A 20,957-nucleotide genomic window follows, 5' to 3' on the forward strand; every position below is an offset into this window, starting at 1 on the left:
GGACAGCTTCTTTCATCACCGTCATCCCGGCCTTGCGCCGGGATCCATGCTTCCGCGAGCGCAACACCGATGTCCCTCGCGGCACCATGGGTCGGACCCAAAAGGTTCATTGTCGCGGAAGCGGCTTGCCCCCGTCATCCCGGGCTCGCCCCGGGATCCATGGTGCCGCTAGAGCAGCGGGCGTTGCTCTCGCGGAAGTATGGATCCCGGCGCGAGGCCGGGATGACGATGAGGGAAGAGAAAGCCGCTTTTTGGGTCGGCGCCAGTGGATCCCGGGTCGAGCCCGGGATGACGATCAGGGCGAGCCACCTCCTCGACAACGGGCCTCTTTTGACTCGTATTCGTGGGAACCGAACCGGGTTCGGGATGGCGCTGGTGGGAAGGGATCGCCTCGGCGCGGGCCAAGGACGGACAGGCGCTCAACCCCCTATCAGGCCTCGCTCCGGACGTCGTGCCGGCGCGCTCAGTCGCGGCAATAGCCCTCGCCGGCCTTGACCGTCAGGCAATCCTTCTTGCCGTCGAGATATTTCAGCCCGGTCGCGGCGCCGTCGCTGGGGCGGAGCAGCTCCTTGGTGCCCTCGCGCTCGAACGCGATCCCGTCCGCGGTGACGGTGCCGTCATAGCTGCCCTTGTCGTCGAGGCTCCATTGCATCGCGAGCGTCACCGCCGCGTCGCTCCCGGCGCGCGGCGTGACGACGAGATTGAGCCCCTCCACGCCGCGCCACCGGCCGAGATAGTCGCCCCGCGCGCGCTGTGCACCGGCAGCATTGGGGGCACCGGCAGCATCGGGGACACCGGCAGTGGCCTCGGGCGCGATCACATTGGCCGCGGGCACCGATGTGGTGGCGACCTCCGGGGCGGCGGTTGCGTCGGCCGCAGCCCCGGAGCCCTCATTGCCCGGTGCCGGGCCGCCGCATCCGGCGAGAAGCAGGGCGGCGGCGGTGGCGAGCGCGGGCATCTTCATGCGCGCTCAACTCACCAGCGGCGCGCGCCGTTCCCACCGGCCATCGCGGCGCCCGGGCGCATCGCGGCGCTGCCGGTCAGGGCGCGGCGCCATTGCCGCTTGACTGCGCGGCCCCCCGGGGGCACGCGGCACGCGTCGCGGGCGATCGCCCGCCCGTGCCCGGAGAGTCTTCCCGTGCGAGTCGCCATCGCCACCGACCATGCCGCCTTCGCGCTCAAACAGGAGCTCAAGGCCTGGCTCAACGAGCAGGGCCATGCCGTGCTCGACCTCGGCACCGACGGCACCGCCAGCGTCGACTATCCGCACTACGGCCGCAAGCTCGCCGAGGCGCTCGCCGCCGGGCAGGCCGAGCGCGGCATCGCGCTGTGCGGCTCGGGCATCGGCATCATGATCGCGGCCAACCGCCACCCCGCGGTACGATGCGCGCTCGTCAGCGAGCCGCTGTCCGCCGCGCTCGCACGCAGCCACAATGACGCCAACGCCATCGCGCTGGGCGCGCGGCTGATCGGTCTCGACATGGCCAAACGGTGCGTCGCCACCTTCCTCGCGACCGATTTCCTCGGCGGGCGCCATGCCGCCCGCGTCGACATGCTCAAGGAGCCCGTATGAGCACCAACCCCGCCACCCCCCTCAGCGCCGCGCCGAGCGGCTTCTTCGACCGCGGCCTGGCCGAGGCCGACCCCGCGGTGTTCGCCGGCGTGGAACATGAGCTGACCCGCGAGCAGACCCAGATCGAGCTGATCGCGAGCGAGAATATCGTCAGCCGCGCGGTGCTCGAGGCGCAGGGCTCGGTGTTCACCAACAAATATGCGGAAGGGTACCCGGGCAAGCGCTATTATCAGGGCTGCCACCCGTCGGACGAGGTCGAGCAGCTCGCGATCGACCGCGCCAAGCAGCTGTTCGGCTGCGGCTTCGTCAACGTCCAGCCGCATTCGGGGGCGCAGGCCAACGGCGCGGTGATGCTCGCGCTGGCCAAGCCGGGCGACACGATCCTGGGGCTCAGCCTCGACGCCGGCGGTCACCTCACCCATGGCGCGCGCGCGGCGCTGAGCGGCAAGTGGTTCAACGCGGTGCAGTACGGCGTCGACGCCGAGACGCACCTGATCGACTATGACGCGGTCGAGCGGCTCGCCGCCGAGCACAAGCCCCGCGTGATCATCGCGGGCGGTTCGGCCTATCCGCGCCACATCGACTTCGCGCGCTTCCGCGCCATCGCCGACCAGGTCGGCGCGACCTTCATGGTCGACATGGCCCATTTCGCGGGTCTGGTCGCGGGCGGCGTCCACCCGACCCCGTTCGGCCACGCCCACGTCGTCACCACCACCACGCACAAGACGCTGCGCGGCCCGCGCGGCGGCATGATCCTGACCGACGACGAGGCGATCGCCAAGAAGATCAACTCGGCGGTCTTCCCCGGGCTGCAGGGCGGCCCGCTGATGCACGTCATCGCCGCCAAGGCGGTGGCGTTCGGCGAGGCGCTGCGCTCCGAGTTCCGCGGCTATGCCGCCGCGGTGGTGGAGAATGCCAAGGTGCTGGCGGCGACGCTCAAGGAGCGCGGCGCCGACCTGGTCTCGGGCGGCACCGACACGCATCTCGCGCTGGTCGATCTCACCCCGCTCGGCGTCACCGGCCGCGACGCCGACGAGGCGCTGGAACGCGCGGGCATCACCTGCAACAAGAACGGCATCCCCAACGATCCTTTGCCCCCGGTCAAGACCAGCGGCATCCGCGTCGGCTCGCCCGCGGGCACGACGCGCGGCTTCGGCACGGGCGAGTTCCGCGAGATCGGCAACATGGTGGCCGACGTGCTCGACGGGCTGGCGCAGAAGGGCGAGGCGGGGGACCCGCAGGTCGAGGCGAGCGTTCGGGACCGCGTGCGTGCGCTGTGCGCGCGTTTCCCGATCTATCAGTAAGGAGGTTCGCCGATGGCGTCGATCGACGAGAAGGCCCGCGAGGTGCAGAGCAACGTCCAGGGCACGCCCGGGCTGGGCAAGAGCATGGCCAAATGGGGCGCGCTCGGCGCAGTGGTCGCCATCCCGGTGCCCTTCATCGGCCCGGTGTTCGGCGCGATCGCGGGCGCGGCCTATGCCTATCACAAGGGCACCAAGAAAAGCGGTCTGTGAGCGCCGCGCAGCGGGACGGGTGAAGGACTGAGATGCGCTGCCCGTTCTGCGGCCATGACGCGAGCCAGGTGAAGGACAGCCGCCCCACCGACGACGGGGCGGCGATCCGGCGTCGGCGCCAGTGCGAGGGCTGCGCCGCGCGCTTCACCACCTTCGAGCGGATCCAGCTGCGCGAGCTGACCGTGGTGAAGAGCGAGCATCGCCGCGAGCCGTTCGACCGCGAGAAGCTGCTCCGCTCGGTGTCGATCGCGGCGCGCAAGCGCCCGGTCGAGCCGATCCAGCTCGAGAAACTGGTGAGCGGCATCCAGCGCCAGCTCGAGACCAGCGGCGACGCCGAGGTCTCGGCCAAGCGCATCGGCGAGATGGTGATGGACGGGCTCAAGGGGCTCGATTCGGTCGCCTATATCCGCTTCGCCAGCGTCTATCGCGACTTCAGCGAGGCGCGCGACTTCGAGGAATTCGCCGGCACCGTCGAGGAGGCGGGGCGCGAGGGGTGAGGGCCGGCGCCTGCCTCCGCGGCCGAGAGCGATCGATGCTCGCCCCACCCCCGTCGCTTCCCGACGCGCCTGCCGTTCTCCCCTCCCCGTTCGGTTCGAGCAGCATTGAGCTTGCCGAGATGCGCCCGTCGAGAACAGGCGCGAGGAGCGAGGGCGGGCGCCTGCCTCCGCGCCGGTCAGCGATCGATGCTCGCCCCGCCCCCGTCGCTTCCCGACGCGCCTGCCGCTTCCCCATCCCCGTTCGGTTCGAGCAGCATCGAGCTTGCCGAGATGCGCCCGTCGAGAACATAGGCGGGCGATGAGCTTCCACGTCTATATCCTGCGCTGCGCCGACGGCAGCTACTACACCGGGCACACCGACGATCTCGAGCGCCGCGTCGCCGAGCATCAGGCCGGCACCATCCCCGGCTACACGCACGACCGCCGACCGGTCGAGCTGATGTGGTCGCAGGATTTCCCCACACGCGCCGAGGCGCTGGAACGCGAGCGCCAGGTGAAGGACTGGTCGCGCAAGAAGAAGGAGGCGCTGTTCCGCGCCGATTGGGAGGTGATCGCGGAGGCGGCGCGTTCTCGACCACGCGTCTCGGCTGCGCTCGACGCTGGCTCGAACCGAACGGGAGAGGAGCAGGCGATGAACCAGGAGGAGACGCTCGCGCGCCCCACCCCACCCCCCGTCATCGTCCTCGTCCGCCCGCAGCTCGGCGAGAATATCGGCAAGGCCGCGCGCGCGATGCTGAACTTCGGGCTGACCGAGCTGCGCCTGGTCGCCCCACGCGACGGCTGGCCCAACCCGCAGGCCGGCCCCGCCGCCTCGGGCGCCGACGTCGTGCTCGAGCGCGCGCTGGTCTATGACAGCGTCGCCGAGGCGGTCGCCGACTGCGCGCATGTCTATGCCACCACGGTGCGCAAGCGCGGCGTCACGAAGCCCGTCGTCACCCCCGAGGTCGCCGCGCGCGCGATCCACGCCGATGCGGGCCGGTCGGCCATCCTGTTCGGCCCCGAGCGATCGGGGCTCGAGACCGACGACGTCGCGGTGGCGCGGACGATCGTCACCGTGCCGATCAACCCCGCGTTCGGCAGCCTCAACCTCGCCCAGGCGGTGATCCTCGTCGCCTACGAATGGTCCAAGGGCGAGACGCTCGCCAGCCCGCCCGAGACCGAGATCGACGCCCCCGCGCCGCAGCAGGAACTGGACGGCATGATCGCGCAGCTCGACGCGCTGCTCGACGCCGCGGGCTATTTCTTCCCGGCCGATCGCGCGCCCGCGTCGCGTCGCACGCTGCGGACCATGCTCACCAAGCCCGCCTGGTCGAGCCAGGAAGTGCGCACGATGCGCGGAGTGCTCTCCGCCCTGGCGCCGCGCCCGCGCCGCGACTGACCGCCCGGACCGGCGTCAGTCGATCCGCGGGCTCTCGGGGCGGCCGCGGACATAAGCGGTCGCGGGCGCGTGGAACGGGAAGCCCGAGGCGGCGACGCGGTTGAGGATCAGCGGCATCGAACCGTGCCGCGCCTCATTGGCGATCGCGCTGGCGCGCTCGAGCCAGGCCGGGTCGACCAACGTGCCCGACCGCGTCCGCATCAGCGGCCCGCTCGGCCCGGTCATCGCGGCGATCCGCCGCCGCACCGTGGTATCGGGCAGCGACAGCGCGCGCGCGATCGCGGCGACGCGCACCGCGTGGCTGGGGCGGAACCCCGCCGTCGGGTCGATCCGGCCGCCGATCCCGGCGCCCTCGGCGGCGAAGCGCTGGCTGTTGGCATGGAGGATGGCGGAGAAGATCGCCACGTCGACCGCCTCGGGGAAGAGGTTGCGATTCTGGTCGACCAGCGCGAGCATCAGGTCCAGCACCGCGCACAGCCCGTCGGTGAGCTGGAAGCCGCCCACCGCGCGCATCGCGGGCGGCTCGATCGCGCCCTGCGCGCTCGCGTCGGCGACGAAGCGGACGAAACAGTCGCTGGCGTAGCGGATCTTGCCCTGGACATAGGGGCTGCGCCAGAAGCGCGGCGAGATCGTCACTCCGGCGTCGATGCGGTGGCACAATCCGGTGTCGATCAGCGCGGAGATATGCCGCCGCACCGTCTCGAACGGGCGGCCGAGCGACAGCGCGGCGGAGTGGATCGATATCGCGCCGTCGCGCCCCGGCTTGGTCAGCGCGGTGCGCATCAGCAGCGCGAGCACGAGGAAGCGGTCGACGTTGCCGCGCAGCGGGCGCAGCACCGCCATGTTGATGCTGGTGTGCAGCTCGGCGATCAGCCGCACCTTGGTGTGGACGGGGAGCATGAGGCGAAGCCCGTGGTGCGCTGGGGGCAAGTCCGGCTGTGGTTGCGCGGCTGACGCGTAATTCGGCACCGAGCTAGTCCTTTCAGATCCAGTAACCATCGCCGTGAAGACAGTTCTTCCCTGGATCGAACCAGACGGGCGTCGGCCCTTTCGATGGAACAGCGGTGCCGCCCTGCATGGCAACGCTGTCCGAGCCGGCTCCATCGACTTCGATTCGTGGAACAACAACATTATACGATCGGCGCGCGGCATGTCATGCTCTTTGGGTACCCAATCTGGTTGGTTACAGAACTCTCATGTGGGCGCTGCGCGCGACCTGCCGGGCAAGCCGCTGACGACGCGCGCTTTCGCCGCGCACGATGGTTGGGCGCCGGCGTGATCGCCGACGCCCGCGCGGTCGCCGCGCCGCGCCGCGCGGGCGCGCGGCCGGCTAAGTGGTTCAGATCACTCGGCTGGTTGCGGCAGCGCGCGCGCGTCGGCGCGCCCGTCGAGCGCGGCGGCGAGCTGGTCGCGGTCGAGCTTGTTCTCCCAGCGCGCCACCACGATCGCGGCCACCGCATTGCCGACGAAATTGGTCAGGCTGCGGCACTCGCTCATGAAGCGGTCGACGCCGAGGATCAGCGCCATGCCCGCGACCGGCACGGTCGGGACGATCGACAGCGTCGCCGCCAGCGTGATGAAGCCCGCGCCGGTCACCCCCGCCGCGCCCTTGGACGAGAGCATCGCCACCGCGAGCAGCAGCAGCTGCTGACCGAGCGTGAGGTCGACGTTGCACGCCTGCGCGATGAACAGCGCCGCCAGCGTCATATAGATGTTGGTGCCGTCGAGGTTGAACGAATAGCCCGTCGGCACCACCAGCCCGACCACGCCGCGATCGCACCCCGCCGCCTCCAGCTTGGTGAGCAGCCCCGGCAGCGCCGGCTCGGACGAGGAGGTGCCGAGCACCAGCAGCAGCTCGCCCTTGAGATAGGCGATCAGCCGCAGGATCGAGAAACCGTGCAGCCGCGCCACCACGCCCAGCACGCCCAGCACGAAGATCAGCGAGGTGGCGTAGAAGGTCAGCACCAGCCCGCCGAGATTGACCAGGCTGCCCGCGCCATATTTGCCGACGGTGAAGGCGATCGCGCCGAACGCGCCGATCGGCGCGACCCGCATCAGGATCGCCACCACCTTGAAGACGACGAGGTTGAGCCGCTCGATCACGTCGAGCAACGGCCGCGCCGGCTCGCCGACCAGGCTGATCGACACGCCGAACAGGATCGCGACCAGCAACACCTGGAGGATATTGTCCTGCGCCAGCGCGGAGACGAGCGTGGTGGGGATGATCGCGAGCAGGAAGCCGACCAGCGAGGTCTCGTGCGCCTTGGCGGCATAATCCTTCACCGCACCGGTATCGAGCGTGGCGGGATCGACGTTCATCCCCGCGCCGGGCTGGACGACATTGGCGACGACCAGCCCGACGACCAGCGCCAGCGTCGAGAAGAACAGGAAATAGCCGAACGCCTTGAGCGCGATCCGCCCGGCCGAGCGCAGCTCGCTCAGCCCCGCGATGCCGCTCACCAGGGTGAGGAAGATGACGGGCGCGATCACCATCTTCACCAGCTTGATGAAGGCGTCGCCCAGCGGCTTGAGCGCGGCGCCGAGCGTCGGGTGGAAATGGCCGAGCAGCGCGCCCGCGACGATGGCGATCAGCACCTGGACATAGAGGTGCTGGTAGAAGGGACGCGGCGCGGGCGGCGGCGCGGCGGCGGGGATGACGGTCATGAACCTCTCCTGCGTCCGGCGTTCGGACGTCTCGTGGCGGCAGGATAGGCGCGTCGCGGTGGCGCGTCAGCACCGCCGCGGCGGCGCCACGAAAATGGCGGAAAAGCACGGGTTACACGCGACGGTCGCGGTGTCGGGGGGTGCGCGCCGTGCGGGAATCCGCCGCGCCGGCGGGGGCGGCGTGCCGAACTTCGCGCGATCTCGCCCCACCCCGACGCGGACGAGCGGCGCCCATCGACCGTGCGCGCGGGCGCGAGGCGCCGCGAGCTTCATGGTCGTCGCGCCAAGGCTGAGCCATCGACGCTGAAGCGTCCTCCGGCGAACGCCGGAACCCCCGGGGTCGCGAGGATAGCGCTCGTATTACCGGCCTCCTGCTCGCGCGAGACCTTGGCGAGACTGCTAGAACCTCGTCATCCCGGGCTCGACCCGGGATCCATCGCGCCGCGCGAGCCGCCTGCGTTGCTCTCGCGGCATCATGGATCCCGGCTCAAGCCCGGGATGACGATGATGAAAGACTAAGCCGCCTTTTGAGGCCGGATCCATGGTGCCGCAGAAACAATGATCTAGGCGTATGCGGCACGGTGGATCCCGGGTCGAGCCCGGGATGACGAGGTGGTCCCGCCGGCGCAGGAGCGCGACAGGGTGTGGCTAGCCCTCGAGGCTCTTCGACGCCTGTTCGAACAGATCCCTGCTGATTCCCGGCGTGGCGACGATCCGCTCGAGCTCGGCGCGCATCAGCGCGGCGCGCGCGGGATCGAAGCGGCGCCAGCGCCCCAGCGGCGGCAGCAGCCGCGCCGAGGTCTGCGGGTTGAGCGGGTCGAGCGCGAGCAACTGGTCGGCGAGCCAGCGATAGCCCGCCCCGCCCGCGACGTGGAAGGCGCGCTGGTTGACCGCGAAGGCGCCCACCAGCGCGCGCGCGCGATTGGGGTTGGCGAGCGAGAAATCGGGATGCCCCGCCAGCTCGGCGACCAGCGCGGGCGTGTCGTCGCGCGACGCCAGCGCCTGGGTCTGGAACCATTTGTCGAGCACGAGCGGATTGTCGGCATAACGCGCGTAGAAAGCGGCGAGCGCGGCGGCGCGTTCGTCGGAATGGCCGCTCGCCAGCGCGGTGAGCGCGCCCTGGCGATCGGTCATATTGTCCGCCGCGGCGAACTGCGCCCAGGCCAGCGCGGGCGCATCCGCCGCGCCCCCCGCCTGGACGTAGTGGAGCGCGACGTTGCGCAGCCGCCGCACCCCCTTGGCCGCGGGCGTATAGGCGTAGGGCGCGCGCTCGCCGAGGTCGCAGGCGGCACGCCAGCGCTGGTCGAGCGCGCGCGCCAGGTCGCGGCGCAGCGCCTCGCGCGCGCGGAACACCGCCTCGGGATCGACCGTGGCGAGCTGGTCGCCGATGAAATTCTCCGACGGCAGCAGCACCGCCTCGGCGACGAAGGCGCGGTCCAGCGCGGGATCGTCGAGCGTGTCCGCGACCGCCTCGACCACCGCGCGATGGTCCGCCGTGCCCTCCACCGTGGCGGCCACGAGCGTGTCGAGCATCAGCTGCTGCATCGCCTCGTAGCGCGCGAACGGATCGTCGTCGTGGCGCGCGAGAAAGGCGAGGTCCGCGGCGGTGCGGTCGCTCTCGACGATCACCGGCGCGGAGAAGCCGCGGTTGAGCGAGACGATCGGGCGTTCGGTGACGTCGTCGAAGGCGATGCTCTCGGCGGCGTCGCGCAGCATCACCAGCCGCTCCGCGCCGAGCGGCTGCCCCGTCGCGCTGCCGAACAGCCGGACCCGCAGCGGCAGGACCTGCGGCGCCTTGCCGCTCTGTCCCGGCGTGTCGGGCACCTTCTGCGCGAGATGGAGCAACGCGCGCCCGCTGCCCGGCTCGTGCGCGACGCTGGCCGAGACACGCGGCGTGCCCGCCTGGCTGTACCACAAGCGGAACTGCGCGAGATCGGCGCCGCTCGCCTCCTCCATGCAGCGGACGAAGTCCTCGCAGGTGGCGGCGGTGCCGTCGTGCCGGTCGAAATACAGATCGGCGCCCGCGCGGAAGGCGGCGTCGCCCAGCATCGTCGCCAGCATGCGGATCAGCTCGGCGCCCTTGTTGTAGATGGTGGCGGTGTAGAAGTTGCTGATCTCGATATAGCTCTCCGGGCGGACCGGGTGGGCGAGCGGCCCGGCGTCCTCGGGGAATTGCGCCGCGCGCAGCCCGCGCACGTCCTCGATCCGCTTGACCGCGGGCGAGCCCTGATCGGCGCTGAACGACTGGTCGCGATAGACGGTGAAGCCTTCCTTGAGGCTGAGCTGGAACCAGTCGCGGCAGGTGACGCGATTGCCCGACCAATTGTGGAAATATTCGTGCGCCACCACCGCGGCGATCGCGTCGTAATCGTAATCGGTCGCGGTGTCGGGATCGGCGAGGATGTAGCGGCTGTTGAAGATGTTCAGCCCCTTGTTCTCCATCGCGCCGAAATTGAAATCGTCCACCGCGACGATGTTGAACACGTCCAGGTCATATTCGCGGCCGTAGACGCGCTCGTCCCACGCCATCGAGAGCTTGAGCGCGTCGAGCGCGTGCGCAGTCTTGGGCAGATCGGCGGCGCGCACCCAGATGCCGAGCTGCACCTCGCGTCCCGAGCGCGTGGTGAAGGTGTCGCGATTGACCGCGAGGTCCCCCGCCACCAGCGCGAACAGGTAGGAGGGCTTGGGAAAGGGATCGTGCCACTCGGCCCAGTGCGTGCCGTCCGCCGCCTCGCCGCTGGCGACGGGATCGCCGTTGGCGAGCAGCACCGGATAACGGCGTCGGTCGGCGCTCATCCGCACGCGATAGGTGGCGAGCACGTCGGGGCGGTCGGGGAACCAGGTGATGCGGCGGAAGCCCTCGGCCTCGCATTGCGTGCACAATATCCCGCCCGAGGCGTAGAGGCCCATCAGCTGGGTGTTGCGATCGGGCGCGATCTCCACCTCGGTCTCGACCACGTGACGATCGCCCGCGAGCGGGACGACGAGCTGCTCGCCCTCGATCCGCCACGCGCTGCTGGCGACGCCGTCGATCGTGACCGACAGCGGCACCTGCCCCGCGCCGTCGAGCCGCAGCGGCTGGTCGTGCGCGCCGTTGCGCACCGCGTCGAGCCGCGCGCGGACCCGCGTCAGCGCCGGATCGAGCGCGACGTCGAGCGCCACCTCGGGGACGAGCCACGGCGGCGGCGCGTAATCGCGCCGATAGGTGACGGTGGGGGCGGCGGCGGTGGGTCGGACGTCCATGCGACGACTATAGTCGCGCGCGCAACGGGTTCCATGGGAAAGCGCCGGGTCGGCGGCGATGGCGGCGCGCGCGGCGCGTCACCGCCGGTCCGACGCGCCGGCGGCGTGGTCGCCCCCCGTCAGGCCGCGCGGCGCGGCACCGGCTGGTTGAGCCACTCCAGATCGAACGCGGCGTCGAACTGGAGCCCGGCGCGCCCCTCGTCGTCGACCCAGCGCACCGTCGCCGTCAGCGCCAGCCCGTCCTCCAGCTCCAGCGCGACCGGATAGCCGATCGCGGCCGCGGGCAGGTCGACGCCGTCGATCATCGCCCCCGCCGGCGAGATGTTGCGCACGCGCACCTCGGCGCGCTCGCCCGCCAGCTCGAGCCGCGCCGAGCGCAGCACGCGGTAGCGCGGCGCGCGGCTGGTCTTGTGCCCGATCGGCACCGCATAGCCTTCCGCCGCGTCGAGCTGGGCGCGCACCGTGCCGGCGTCGGCCGGGCGACCGTAGACATAGCCCTGGATATGGCTGCACCCCAGGCCGCGGATCAGCACGATCTCGTCCTGCTGCTCCACCCCCTCGGCGGTGGTCTCCATGCCGAGCGTCTCGGCCAGGCTGACGATCGCGCGGATGATCGCGGCGTTGCGGTTGCCCGGCTGGATCGCGCCGCGCACGAAGCTCTGGTCGATCTTGATCTTGTCGAACGGCGCCTTGCGCAGATAGCCGAGGCTGGAATAGCCGGTGCCGAAGTCGTCGAGCGCGAGTCGCACGCCCAGCGCCTTGAGCGCGCGGAACATCTGCTCCGACGAGGCATCCTCGTTGAGGAACACGCCCTCGGTGATCTCCAGCTCGAGCCGGTGCGGCGCCAGCCCCGTCGCGGCGAGCGCGCCCGCCACCAGCGCCGGCAGCCGCGGGTTGGCGAACTGGATCGGCGAGACGTTGACCGCGACCCGGACATGATCGGGCCAGCCCGCCGCCTCGGCGCAGGCGGTGTCGAGCACCCAGCCGCCGATCGCCTCGATCAGCCCGCATTCCTCCGCCACCGGGATGAACTCGGCCGGGCTCACCGCCCCGCGCTGCGGATGATCCCAGCGCACCAGCGCCTCATAGCCCATGATGCGCGCGTCGGCGGTCGACACCACCGGCTGGTAGGCGAGGCGGAACTGGCCCGCGGCGAGCGCGCGGCGCAGGTCGTCCTCCAGCCGCTTGCGGTTCTGCGCGCCGTGGAGCAGCTCCTCGCGGTAGAAGCGGTGGACGCCGCGCCCGTCGGCCTTGGCGGCGTAGAGCGCGAGGTCGGCGTTGCGCACCAGCTCCTCCTGCCCCGCGCCGTCGGCGGGGGCGATCGCGACGCCGACCGAGCAGCCGATCGACAGCGTCGAGCGGTCGATATGATAGGGCAGCGACAGCGCCGCGATCACGCGCTGCGCCAGCGCGCCGAGCCGGTCGCGGTCGCCCTCGTTGGGGACGATCACCTTGAACTCGTCGCCGCCGAGCCGCCCGACCAGACCGGCGTCGCCGATGGTGCGCTGCAGCCGCTGCGCCACTTCCTTGAGCAGCTCGTCGCCGACCTGGTGGCCGAGCGTGTCGTTGACCGCCTTGAAACGGTCGAGGTCGAGCAGGAACAGGCCGGTCGGGTGGGTGCCGCCCGCCTGCGCCTGCGCCAGCGTCTGCTCGAGCGCGAGCCGCATGCGCTGGCGGTTGGCGATGCCGGTGAGCGCGTCGAACAAAGCGAGCCGCTTGATCTCGGCCTCGGCGCGGCGCTGCTCGGTCAGGTCCGAGCCCGCGCCGATGAAGCCCTGGAAGCGGTCGAGCTCGTCGCGCGCGGGGCGGCCCGAGATCGACCACCAGCGCTCGGCGCCGCTGCCCCCCGCGGCCGGGCGCACCGAGTAGTCGGTGAAGGAGGTGCGCGACGAGAGGTGGAAGCTCAAGGTCCGCTCGGTCTCGACCCAGGCCGAGTCGACGCGGAACACGTCGGTGAGCGCGGCGCCGATCGGCTCGATGCCGAGCGTGCGCAGCTCGCGCGCGACCTTGTCGGAGAGATAGGTGAGCCGGCCGCGGCGGTCGCTCTGCCAGAACCAGCCGGCGCCGTGCGCCTCATATTCGGCGACGAGGCGGCTGTCGCGCCGCTCGGCGTCGCGGCGCTGCTGCCGCTCGGCCAGCGCGCGCTTGCGGACGAGCGCGGCGCGTCCCACCGCGAGCACCACCGCCGCGGCGGTGCCGAGCGCGAGCGCCGACGGCAGCGGCGCGGCGCCGGTGAGCGCCACCGCGGCGAGCGCGAGCGTCACCACCAGCGCGATCGTGGCGGCGCGCAGCGGCTGGAGCGCGAGCGCCAGCGCGATCAGCGCGGCACCGCCCGCCACCGCCGCGGCGGGGTGGAGCGCGCGCGGGAGCGTCGCGGCGGTGGTGGTGAGCAGCGCGAGCAGCAGCGCGATCGCGCTGCCGCCGGCGGCGATCGTCGCGATTCGCCAGTGGGTCGGGCTCGCCGCCGCGCGCGGGTGCGCCGCGACCGCCCAGCAGCCCAGCGCGAGCAGCGCCGCCGGGCCGCTGCGCCACGCCAGCGCGGCCACGATCCCGTGCCCGGCGAGCGCCCCGAGACCGAGCGGCGCGAGCAGCAGCACCGCCGCGGCGGCGGGCCACAGCGCGGCGCTGGCGGCGAGCGCGGCGCGGCGCGATTCGTCGACCAGCGCGTCCGACGCGGGCGCGAGCCCGAGCGCCTCGGCGAGCGCGCGCACGCCGCTGGGCGGTTCGTCTCGGTCGGGGGCGGGCGGGCGCATGAGCTTGTCCTACCGCGACATTCTTGCGTTTTCCTTTGCGCCGCGCGGGGTGTGGGGCGGGGGCGTTCGCGACGGCCTGCACCTTCCGCCATCGCAGCCTGCACCTTCCGTCATCGCAGCCTGCACCTTCCGCCATCGCAGCCTGCACCTTCCGTCGTCGCAGCCTGCACCTTCCGTCGTCGCAGCCTGCACCTGCCGTCATCGCAGCCTGCATCTTCCGTCGTCGCAGCCTGCACCTTCCGTCATCGCAGCCTGCACCTTCCGTCATCGCAGCCTGCACCTTCCGTCATCGCAGCCTGCACCTTCCGTCATCGCAGCCTGCATCTTCCGTCATCGCAGCCTGCACCTTCCGTCATCCCGGCCTGCACCTTCCGTCATCCCGGACTTGTTCCGGGATCCACTCTTCCGCGAGAGCAACGCCGTCAGGAAGTGCGGCACGGTGGATCCCGGAACAAGTCCGGGATGACGGGGGGGGGGGTGTTGGACGCGCCCCCTGCAAAGGGCGGATCACTCGTACGCGGCCCGGATCGTCACCGCCCAAGGCGCCCCATCGCCCCCAGCCCCAATGGTTGCCCCTCCCCCGGCAGCGTCGTACAGCCGCGCGCATGACGACGATCCGCGAAGCCGACCTGATCGAGAGCGTGGCCGACGCGCTCCAGTTCATCAGTTACTATCACCCGATGGACTACATCCGCGCGCTGGGCGAGGCCTATGCCGCGGAGCAGAGCCCCGCCGCGAAGGACGCGATGGCGCAGATCCTCACCAACAGCCGGATGTGCGCCGAGGGGCACCGCCCGATCTGCCAGGACACCGGCATCGTCACCGTCTTCGTCAAATGGGGGCAGGACTGCCGGCTGGAGAGCCCGCGCTCGCTCCAGGAGGTCGTCGACGAGGGCGTGCGCCGCGCCTATCTCCACCCCGAGAACAAGCTGCGCGCCTCGATCCTCGCCGACCCCGCCTTCACGCGCCGCAACACGCGCGACAACACGCCGTCGGTGCTCCACGTCGAGATGGTGCCGGGCGACAAGGTGCACATCGACGTCGCGGCCAAGGGCGGCGGCTCGGAGAACAAGTCCAAGTTCAAGATGATGAACCCGAGCGACTCGATCGTCGACTGGGTGCTGGAGATGCTGCCGCAGATGGGCGCGGGCTGGTGCCCGCCGGGGATGCTCGGCATCGGCATCGGCGGCACCGCGGAGAAGGCGATGGTGCTCGCCAAGGAGTCACTGATGGGCCAGATCGACATGGCCCAGCTCAAGGCGCGCGGGCCGAAGAACGACCTGGAAGCGCTCCGCATCGAGCTGTTCGACAAGGTCAACGCGCTCGGCATCGGCGCGCAGGGGCTGGGCGGGCTCTCGACCATCCTCGACGTCAAGATCCTCGACTGGCCGACGCATGCCGCGTCCAAGCCGGTGGCGATGATCCCGAACTGCGCCGCGACCCGCCACGCGCACTTCACGCTCGACGGCTCGGGGCCGGTGTACCTGGAGGCGCCCAAGCTCGCCGACTGGCCGCAGGTCGACTGGCAGCCCGACAGCGCCGCGATCCGCGTCGACCTCGACACGCTGACCCCCGAGGTGGTGCAGACGTGGAAGCACGGCGACCGGCTGCTGCTCAACGGCAAGATGCTCACCGGGCGCGACGCCGCGCACAAGCGCATCGCCGACATGCTGGCGCGCGGCGAAGAGCTGCCGGTCGCGTTCAAGGGCCGCGTGATCTATTATGTCGGGCCGGTCGACCCGGTCGGCGAGGAAGTGGTCGGGCCGGCGGGGCCGACCACGGCGACGCGGATGGACAAGTTCACGCGCATGATGCTCGAGCAGGGCCTGCTCGCGATGGTCGGCAAGGCCGAGCGCGGCCCGGCCGCGACCGAGGCGATCCGCGATCACCAGAGCGCCTATCTGATGGCGGTCGGCGGCGCGGCCTATCTGGTCGCGCGCGCGATCAAGGGCAGCAAGGTCGTCGGCTTCGCGGACCTCGGCATGGAGGCGATCTACGAGTTCGAGGTGAGCGACTTCCCCGTCACCGTCGCGGTCGACGCCGAGGGGCAGAACGTCCACCAGCTCGCGCCCTTGGTGTGGCGCGAGAAGATCGCGCGGGAGGGGTTGCTCCAGCCGGCGTGAGCGACACCGGCGGCCCCGTCACGATCCGCGCGGCCGTCGCGGCCGACGTCGCGGCGATGAGCGGCGTGCTGCGCGCCATCATCGCCGCGACCGGGCGAGAGCGACCGAGCGATCCTGCCTATGTCCTCGACCATTATGTCGCCGCCCCGGGCAACGTGCGGTGCAGCGTCGCGGTCGATGCGAGCGGGGTGATCGGCTTCCAGTCGCTGATCCGCGCGCTGCCCGGCAACCGCTTCGGCGTGCCCGAGGGTTGGGGCATCATCGCTCCGCACGTAAAAGGTTCATGGCCGGGGAAGTAGCTGACCCTCGTCATCCCGGGCTCGACCCGGGATCCATGGTGCCGCGAGCGCCGCGGGCGTTGCTCTCGCGGAAGGATGGATCCCGGCTCAGGGCCGGGATGACGATTAGGAGGGCCGTCGCCATCATGGGCCAGCCTCCCTCCTGCTAACGATCCGCAGTAACGATACAGCATCCGGCTCCACCACGGGGGAGCTCTATGCAACGGATCATCTGCCTCGCCGCGGCGATCATCGCGCTACCGTCGACCGCATCGGCGCAGGCGCAGGGCGCGACGTCTGACGACGACATCGAGGTGCGCGGCCGGCGCGACGCGATCACGACGCTGACTCGGTCCACGCTCCCGATCGTCGACGTGCCCCAGTCGATCACGGTGATCCCGGCGGAGACCTATCTGCTCCAGGGTGCGATCTCGGTCGCCGATACCGTCAGATATGTCGCGGGCGCGCAGGGGGCCGCGTCGCGTGACACGCGCTTCGACCCGGTCAAGATCCGCGGGGTCGACCCTTCGCTGCTGCGCGACGGGATGCACGATCATTACGCCTTTTTCGTCAACATCACGCCCGATCCCTACGCCTTCTCGCAGGTGGAGTTGCTGCGCGGTCCCGCCTCGATGCTGTTCGGCCGCGGCTCGATCGGCGGCGTGGTCAATCTCACCAGCAAGTCGCCGCAGTTGCAGGACCGCGGCGAGGTGCAGTGGATCAGCGGCAGCTTCGGGCGCGGCGAGCTGCTCGCCGACGTCGAGACGGTGACGGGCGCGACCCTGGGCACGCGGCTGGTGGTGCGTGCCCGCGGCGCCGGCAGCTATGCGCCGCACGTGCCCGACGACCGCCTGCTGGTCGCCCCCTCGCTGGCGTGGCGTCCCGCCGCGGGGACCGATATCGCGCTGCTGGCCAGCTATCAGCACGACCGCACCGGCTCGATCTCGAACTTCCTCCCCGTGATCGGGACGATGCGCGACAATCACGGGCGCGCGCCGCTGCCGCGCTTCCTGTTCCTCGGCGTGCCCGGCGACGATCGCTATGACGGCACCGCGCGCCAGATCGGCGCGATCGCCAGTCAACGGCTCGGCGACGCGGGACGGCTCGCGCTGCGCGCGCGCTACACCTCGGGCGAGGTCGAATATCGCACCCATTATCCCGACAGCTACGCGCGGCCGACCGACCCCTATCTGCCCGACGGGACGTGGCGCCGCATCCCGCTCGACGCTTATGGGTCGCACGGCGGGATCCAGGTGCTGGCGGGCGACGCCAATCTCGGCTGGCGGCTCGCCACCGGACCGGTGACGCACCAGCTGCTCGCCGGGGCGGACTATGGCTGGCACGCCGCCTATCGCCGCTTCGGCCTGAGCCGGCAGGTGATCGATCTGTACGCGGTGGACCGCGCGGCAATCCGCCCGGCACCGCGGCGACGCCCGCAGCGCTATGCGGAATCGGACCGTCAGCTCGGCGCCTACGCGCAGGACGAACTGCGGCTGTGGGATCGGGCCTCGCTGGTGGTCGGGGTTCGTCACGACCGCGTGTCCACCGAGGGTGCGGCGGCGCGCCACGACGGCCCGGTCACGACCGCGCCGGGCACGCGGGTCGACCGCGCCACGACGCTGCGCGTCGGCGCCTCCGCCGATCTGGGCGGCGGGGTGACGCCCTATCTCAGCTACAACGAGAGTTTCGAGCCGCTCCCCGGCGTGACCGCGACCGGGACGCCCTTCGTCCCCAAGACCGGCCATCAGCACGAGGCGGGCATCAAATGGCAGCCCGACGCGGCCACGCTGGTCACGCTCGCGGCCTTCCGCATCGCCGAGGATCATCGGCTCGTCCCCGACCCGCATGTCCCCGACGAGCAGGTCCAGGCCGGGACGATGCTGATCCACGGCGGCGAGATCGAGGCGCGGCGGACGCTTCCCGGCGACTATGAGCTGAGCGTCGCTTATGCGGTCAACCATTTCACCGGGCGCGACGCCACGTTCGACGCCGCGGCGCGCCATCTCGCCTCGCTGTGGCTGACCAAGACGATCGCGGCGGGGCCGGGAACGTGGCGCCTCGGCGGCGGCGTGCATTATATCGGTGAACAGGTGTCGCGCAACGCGAGCTGGACCCTGGTGACCCCCGCCAACACCTTGGTGGACGCGCTCTCCGACTATCGGATCGACCGCTGGCGCATCGCGGTCAACGCCACCAATCTGTTCGATCGGCGCAGCTATGCCAATTGCCTCGCGCGCGGCGATTGTTTCGCGGCCGCGCCGCGCAACGTGATGGTGTCGCTCGGCGTCGCGCTGTGAAAAGCGCCGCGCTCAGTCGCGGCGGAACAGCACCGCCTCGCCCGCGCCCGCGACGACGCGCCAGCCCTCCGCCGCCAGCGCGTCGCGGTGGCGCGGGGTGACGTACAGCAGCCGTATGTCGCGCTCGGGCGGCAGCGCTGCCAGCCGCCGCGCCACCGCGCGGACGATCGCCGCCTCGAACGGGTTGAAGAGATAGACGAGCAGGTCGCCGTCGGGGAGCGCGACCGCGGTGGCGTCGCCCAGCAGCGCGGTCGCGCGCGGATCGCCGCGGCGCGCGAGGTTGCGCGTCGCGGTGGCGTGGAGCTCGGCGGCGAACTCCACCCCGGTGACGGCGCGGAACGGATAGTCGCACGCCAGCAGCAGCGCGCGCCCCTTGCCCGAGCCGAGATCGAGGAAATGGAAGCGCGACAGGTCACCGTCGAGCAGCGCCAGCGCCGCCGCGAACACGTCCGGGTCGGAGGCGACATGGTCGATGCCGTGGCGCGCGTTGGGGCTGTCGATCGCGAGCGTGTAGAGCCGCTGGACGCCGCCGGTGTCGCTGTCATGCCGCGCGTCGAACGCGGCGTCGCGCGCGGCCTTCACCGCGAGATAATCGCCCAGCCCGGCGTCGCGTCGCGTGCGCCGCGCGAGCCGGCGCACCGTCTCGGCCAGCCCTTCGGTGGCGACGACCAGCCGCAGCCGCCGCGCCGCGTGGCGCCCCCGTGCGAGCCAGCCCATCCGCCTCCCTCCCGCTCCGAGATGCCAGAAATGAGAAGAGGTTGCCGGACACCACCGAAGCGATGCCCGACAACCCCTAAACATGGTCAGCGGCCGGAGAGCTCCAGCCCGGGAGACCATGCAGGCCTCCGAAAGCCCGATCTACCTCGTTGTCTGGGGGAGGATACCCCCGAGGCAGACCGTTCCCTCAGAAGCGCGTCCCCCGAACGAACTGAACCGACCCCATTGCTGAACCATGAGACATCGGATCACCTCCTTTCGCTGGTTGATAACGAGCGCGGCTCTCGCGAACCGCACGATCAATGTGAGCGCCGCGCGACTCGGATACAAGTCTTGTCTTGCGGGGCGGAATGTACGATTCTCTCTCGCCGCCGCGCGCCGTCGTATCGTTTCGGTTCAGCCGCGGCAGTCCTCGATCACGCGCGCCAGCTCCGCCCAGGGCGGCAGCACCAGCGGCGCCAGCCCCGGCTGCTCCAGCGTGAAACGCCCGCGGCTGAACACCATCGCGTCGAGCAGCCGGTCGCTCGCCGCCAGCGCCACCGCGCCGCCGTCGGGCGCGGCGACCGCGCGCAGCACGCGCGTCGTCGCGCTGGTGCGGACCGTCAGCGGCGCGGCCGTGCCGCCGATCCGGGTCAGCGTCACCGTGCGCGCGGCACGGTCGCAGCGCGCGGTGGCGACACGCGCGCCGGCGGCCCCGAAGCTCGCGGTCGCGCCCGACGCGTCGCGCGCATAGCGCCAGTCGCCCGGGGTGCGCGGCCAGTCCTGCCAGTCGGCGGCGAGCGGCGCGGGCGGCGGCGCGGGCGCGGGGGTCGGCGCGGGCGCGGGCGCCGGGGCGGGGGGCGGCGCGGGCGCGGGCGCCGGGGCGGGGGGCGGCGGCGGCGCGGCGGGCGGGACACAGCCGGCGACGAGCGCCAGCGCGGTCAGGACCAGCGCGGGGCGCAGGCGCGGGGAGAAAGGGGAAGCCACGCGGCGGCTATGCCGGAAGCCGCGCGCGCGCTCAACCGCGCGCTCGACCGCACGCGCGTCGCGGCGCGGAACCGGCGCGGCGCGCTGGCGGTTGTTCGCGTAACGATTGTTGATGGAGCCACCGATGGCCGAAGACGCGCCCACCCAGATCCTCGTCCAGTCGAACCTGGCGGAGACGATGAAGGTGGACAGCCGGGACGGCGACCATCTCGGCGCGGTCCACGCCTTCATGGTCCACAAGGCCTCGGGCCGCGCGACGCATGCGGTGCTCAGCCTCGGCGGCTTCCTGGGCATGGGCAAGAGCTTCTATCCGTTGCCCTTCGCGCTGCTCCAGTTCGACCCCGTGCGCGACCGCTACGTGGTCACGATCGATCGCCGCCTGCTCGAGGGCGGGCCGAGCTGGGCCAATAACGCGCCGGTGTTCGACCAGGCCTATGCCGATCGCGTGGCGAGTTACTATCAGGTGCGCGGGGAAAATCTCGCGGCCGAGTGAGGAGCAGGATGATGACCGAGCGCCGGCGCGACGATGAGGGCGCGGTGAGCGAGGCGACCGAGGAGCTGCTGAGCGACCCCGCCTCCCCCGCCAACGACCCCGACCGACGCCCGCCCCAGACGACGGATGCCGAGCCGAGCGACGACGACGCGGCGACGTGAGCCGGGCGCCGCGCGCGTGACCGCGGTTCCTGCGGGGCGGTGCGGGGCGGTGCGGGGGCGCGGGTGACGTACTGTGCTGGAATAGGGTAATCGCGTAACACCCCTCCCGACATCCCGGCCTTGATCCGGCATTCACGGGCGTGGATTCAAAGCCTGGCGTGCCCCTCCTTCGTCGTCATCCCGGCCTTGCGCCGGGATCCACGAGCGCGGCCCCCGAACCTGGCATGCCCCTTCTTCATCGGCATCCCGGCCTTGCGCCGGAATCCACGAGCGCGGCCCCCGAACCTGGCGTGTCCCTCC

17 protein-coding genes are annotated in these 20,957 nt (G+C 71.5%); 10 read left to right on the forward strand and 7 right to left on the reverse strand.

All coding sequences use genetic code 11. The features are described from left to right. Window positions 1–463: 463 nt before the first annotated feature. The gene (locus EV292_RS12550; RefSeq protein WP_207913421.1) at window positions 464–964 is read right to left on the reverse strand and encodes a hypothetical protein; all 501 of its coding nucleotides are present in this window, start codon (window positions 962–964) and stop codon (window positions 464–466) included. Window positions 965–1,138: 174 nt separating this feature from the next. Here EV292_RS12550 and rpiB point away from each other — a divergent pair, with 174 nt between their 5' ends. The 5 genes from rpiB (at window position 1,139) to EV292_RS12575 (ending at window position 4,962) form a co-directional block, all read left to right on the forward strand. Next, complete coding sequence (gene rpiB / locus EV292_RS12555) at window positions 1,139–1,573, forward strand: ribose 5-phosphate isomerase B (RefSeq protein WP_132909565.1); 435 nt, start codon at window positions 1,139–1,141, stop codon at window positions 1,571–1,573. Beyond that, window positions 1,570–2,877, forward strand: a complete 1,308-nt coding sequence (gene glyA, locus EV292_RS12560) for a serine hydroxymethyltransferase (protein ID WP_132909566.1) — start codon at window positions 1,570–1,572, stop codon at window positions 2,875–2,877. Before rpiB ends, glyA begins: the two co-directional genes overlap by 4 nt. A 12-nt stretch (window positions 2,878–2,889) precedes the next feature. After that, complete coding sequence (locus EV292_RS12565) at window positions 2,890–3,087, forward strand: hypothetical protein (RefSeq protein WP_132909567.1); 198 nt, start codon at window positions 2,890–2,892, stop codon at window positions 3,085–3,087. A 32-nt stretch (window positions 3,088–3,119) separates the two neighbouring features. Next, window positions 3,120–3,584, forward strand: coding sequence for a transcriptional regulator NrdR (gene nrdR, locus EV292_RS12570; protein WP_132909568.1), 465 nt, complete (start codon window positions 3,120–3,122; stop codon window positions 3,582–3,584). A 298-nt stretch (window positions 3,585–3,882) separates the two neighbouring features. Continuing rightward, on the forward strand, window positions 3,883–4,962 hold the full coding sequence (locus tag EV292_RS12575; protein WP_132909569.1) for a TrmH family RNA methyltransferase: 1,080 nt from the start codon (window positions 3,883–3,885) through the stop codon (window positions 4,960–4,962). A 15-nt stretch (window positions 4,963–4,977) separates the two neighbouring features. Here the strand turns inward: EV292_RS12575 and EV292_RS12580 are convergent, their stop codons facing one another. The 4 genes from EV292_RS12580 to EV292_RS12595 form a co-directional block, all read right to left on the reverse strand. Beyond that, on the reverse strand, window positions 4,978–5,862 hold the full coding sequence (locus EV292_RS12580; protein WP_132909570.1) for a hypothetical protein: 885 nt from the start codon (window positions 5,860–5,862) through the stop codon (window positions 4,978–4,980). Window positions 5,863–6,306: 444 nt separating this feature from the next. Further along, the gene (locus EV292_RS12585) at window positions 6,307–7,626 is read right to left on the reverse strand and encodes a dicarboxylate/amino acid:cation symporter (protein ID WP_132909571.1); all 1,320 of its coding nucleotides are present in this window, start codon (window positions 7,624–7,626) and stop codon (window positions 6,307–6,309) included. Between the two features lie 648 nt (window positions 7,627–8,274). After that, window positions 8,275–10,869: an aminopeptidase N gene (gene pepN / locus EV292_RS12590; RefSeq protein WP_132909572.1), complete on the reverse strand. Its 2,595-nt coding sequence runs from the start codon at window positions 10,867–10,869 to the stop codon at window positions 8,275–8,277. 119 nt (window positions 10,870–10,988) lie between these two features. Next, window positions 10,989–13,622 (reverse strand): EAL domain-containing protein, encoded by a 2,634-nt coding sequence (locus EV292_RS12595; RefSeq protein WP_132909573.1) that lies wholly within the window; start codon window positions 13,620–13,622, stop codon window positions 10,989–10,991. A gap of 605 nt (window positions 13,623–14,227) precedes the next feature. Here EV292_RS12595 and EV292_RS12600 point away from each other — a divergent pair. From EV292_RS12600 to EV292_RS12610, 3 genes are all read left to right on the forward strand, one after another. Continuing rightward, window positions 14,228–15,745 carry a fumarate hydratase gene (locus EV292_RS12600; protein WP_132909574.1) on the forward strand — a complete coding sequence of 506 codons (1,518 nt, stop codon included), beginning with the start codon at window positions 14,228–14,230 and terminating at the stop codon, window positions 15,743–15,745. After that, window positions 15,742–16,044: a hypothetical protein gene (locus EV292_RS12605; protein ID WP_132909575.1), complete on the forward strand. Its 303-nt coding sequence runs from the start codon at window positions 15,742–15,744 to the stop codon at window positions 16,042–16,044. The genes EV292_RS12600 and EV292_RS12605 overlap by 4 nt, the downstream gene beginning before the upstream one ends. A gap of 197 nt (window positions 16,045–16,241) precedes the next feature. After that, window positions 16,242–18,320, forward strand: a complete 2,079-nt coding sequence (locus EV292_RS12610; protein WP_132909576.1) for a TonB-dependent siderophore receptor — start codon at window positions 16,242–16,244, stop codon at window positions 18,318–18,320. Between the two features lie 12 nt (window positions 18,321–18,332). On the opposite strand, the gene EV292_RS12615 is transcribed toward EV292_RS12610, so the two are convergent. Further along, on the reverse strand, window positions 18,333–19,037 hold the full coding sequence (locus EV292_RS12615) for a class I SAM-dependent methyltransferase (RefSeq protein ID WP_132909577.1): 705 nt from the start codon (window positions 19,035–19,037) through the stop codon (window positions 18,333–18,335). A gap of 396 nt (window positions 19,038–19,433) precedes the next feature. Further along, a complete protein-coding gene (locus tag EV292_RS22650) occupies window positions 19,434–20,003 on the reverse strand; it encodes a hypothetical protein (protein ID WP_165927098.1) in 570 nt (189 codons plus the stop codon). Window positions 20,004–20,127: 124 nt separating this feature from the next. Between EV292_RS22650 and EV292_RS12635 the strand changes: the two genes are divergently transcribed. Both EV292_RS12635 and EV292_RS22655 read left to right on the forward strand, forming a co-directional pair. Next, on the forward strand, window positions 20,128–20,496 hold the full coding sequence (locus EV292_RS12635) for a PRC-barrel domain-containing protein (RefSeq protein WP_132909579.1): 369 nt from the start codon (window positions 20,128–20,130) through the stop codon (window positions 20,494–20,496). Window positions 20,497–20,507: 11 nt separating this feature from the next. Beyond that, complete coding sequence (locus EV292_RS22655) at window positions 20,508–20,657, forward strand: hypothetical protein (RefSeq protein WP_165927099.1); 150 nt, start codon at window positions 20,508–20,510, stop codon at window positions 20,655–20,657. Window positions 20,658–20,957: the final 300 nt, after the last annotated feature.

The sequence above is a fragment of the Sphingomonas sp. BK235 genome, from assembly GCF_004345855.1.
In the GTDB taxonomy this organism is placed as follows: domain Bacteria; phylum Pseudomonadota; class Alphaproteobacteria; order Sphingomonadales; family Sphingomonadaceae; genus Sphingomonas.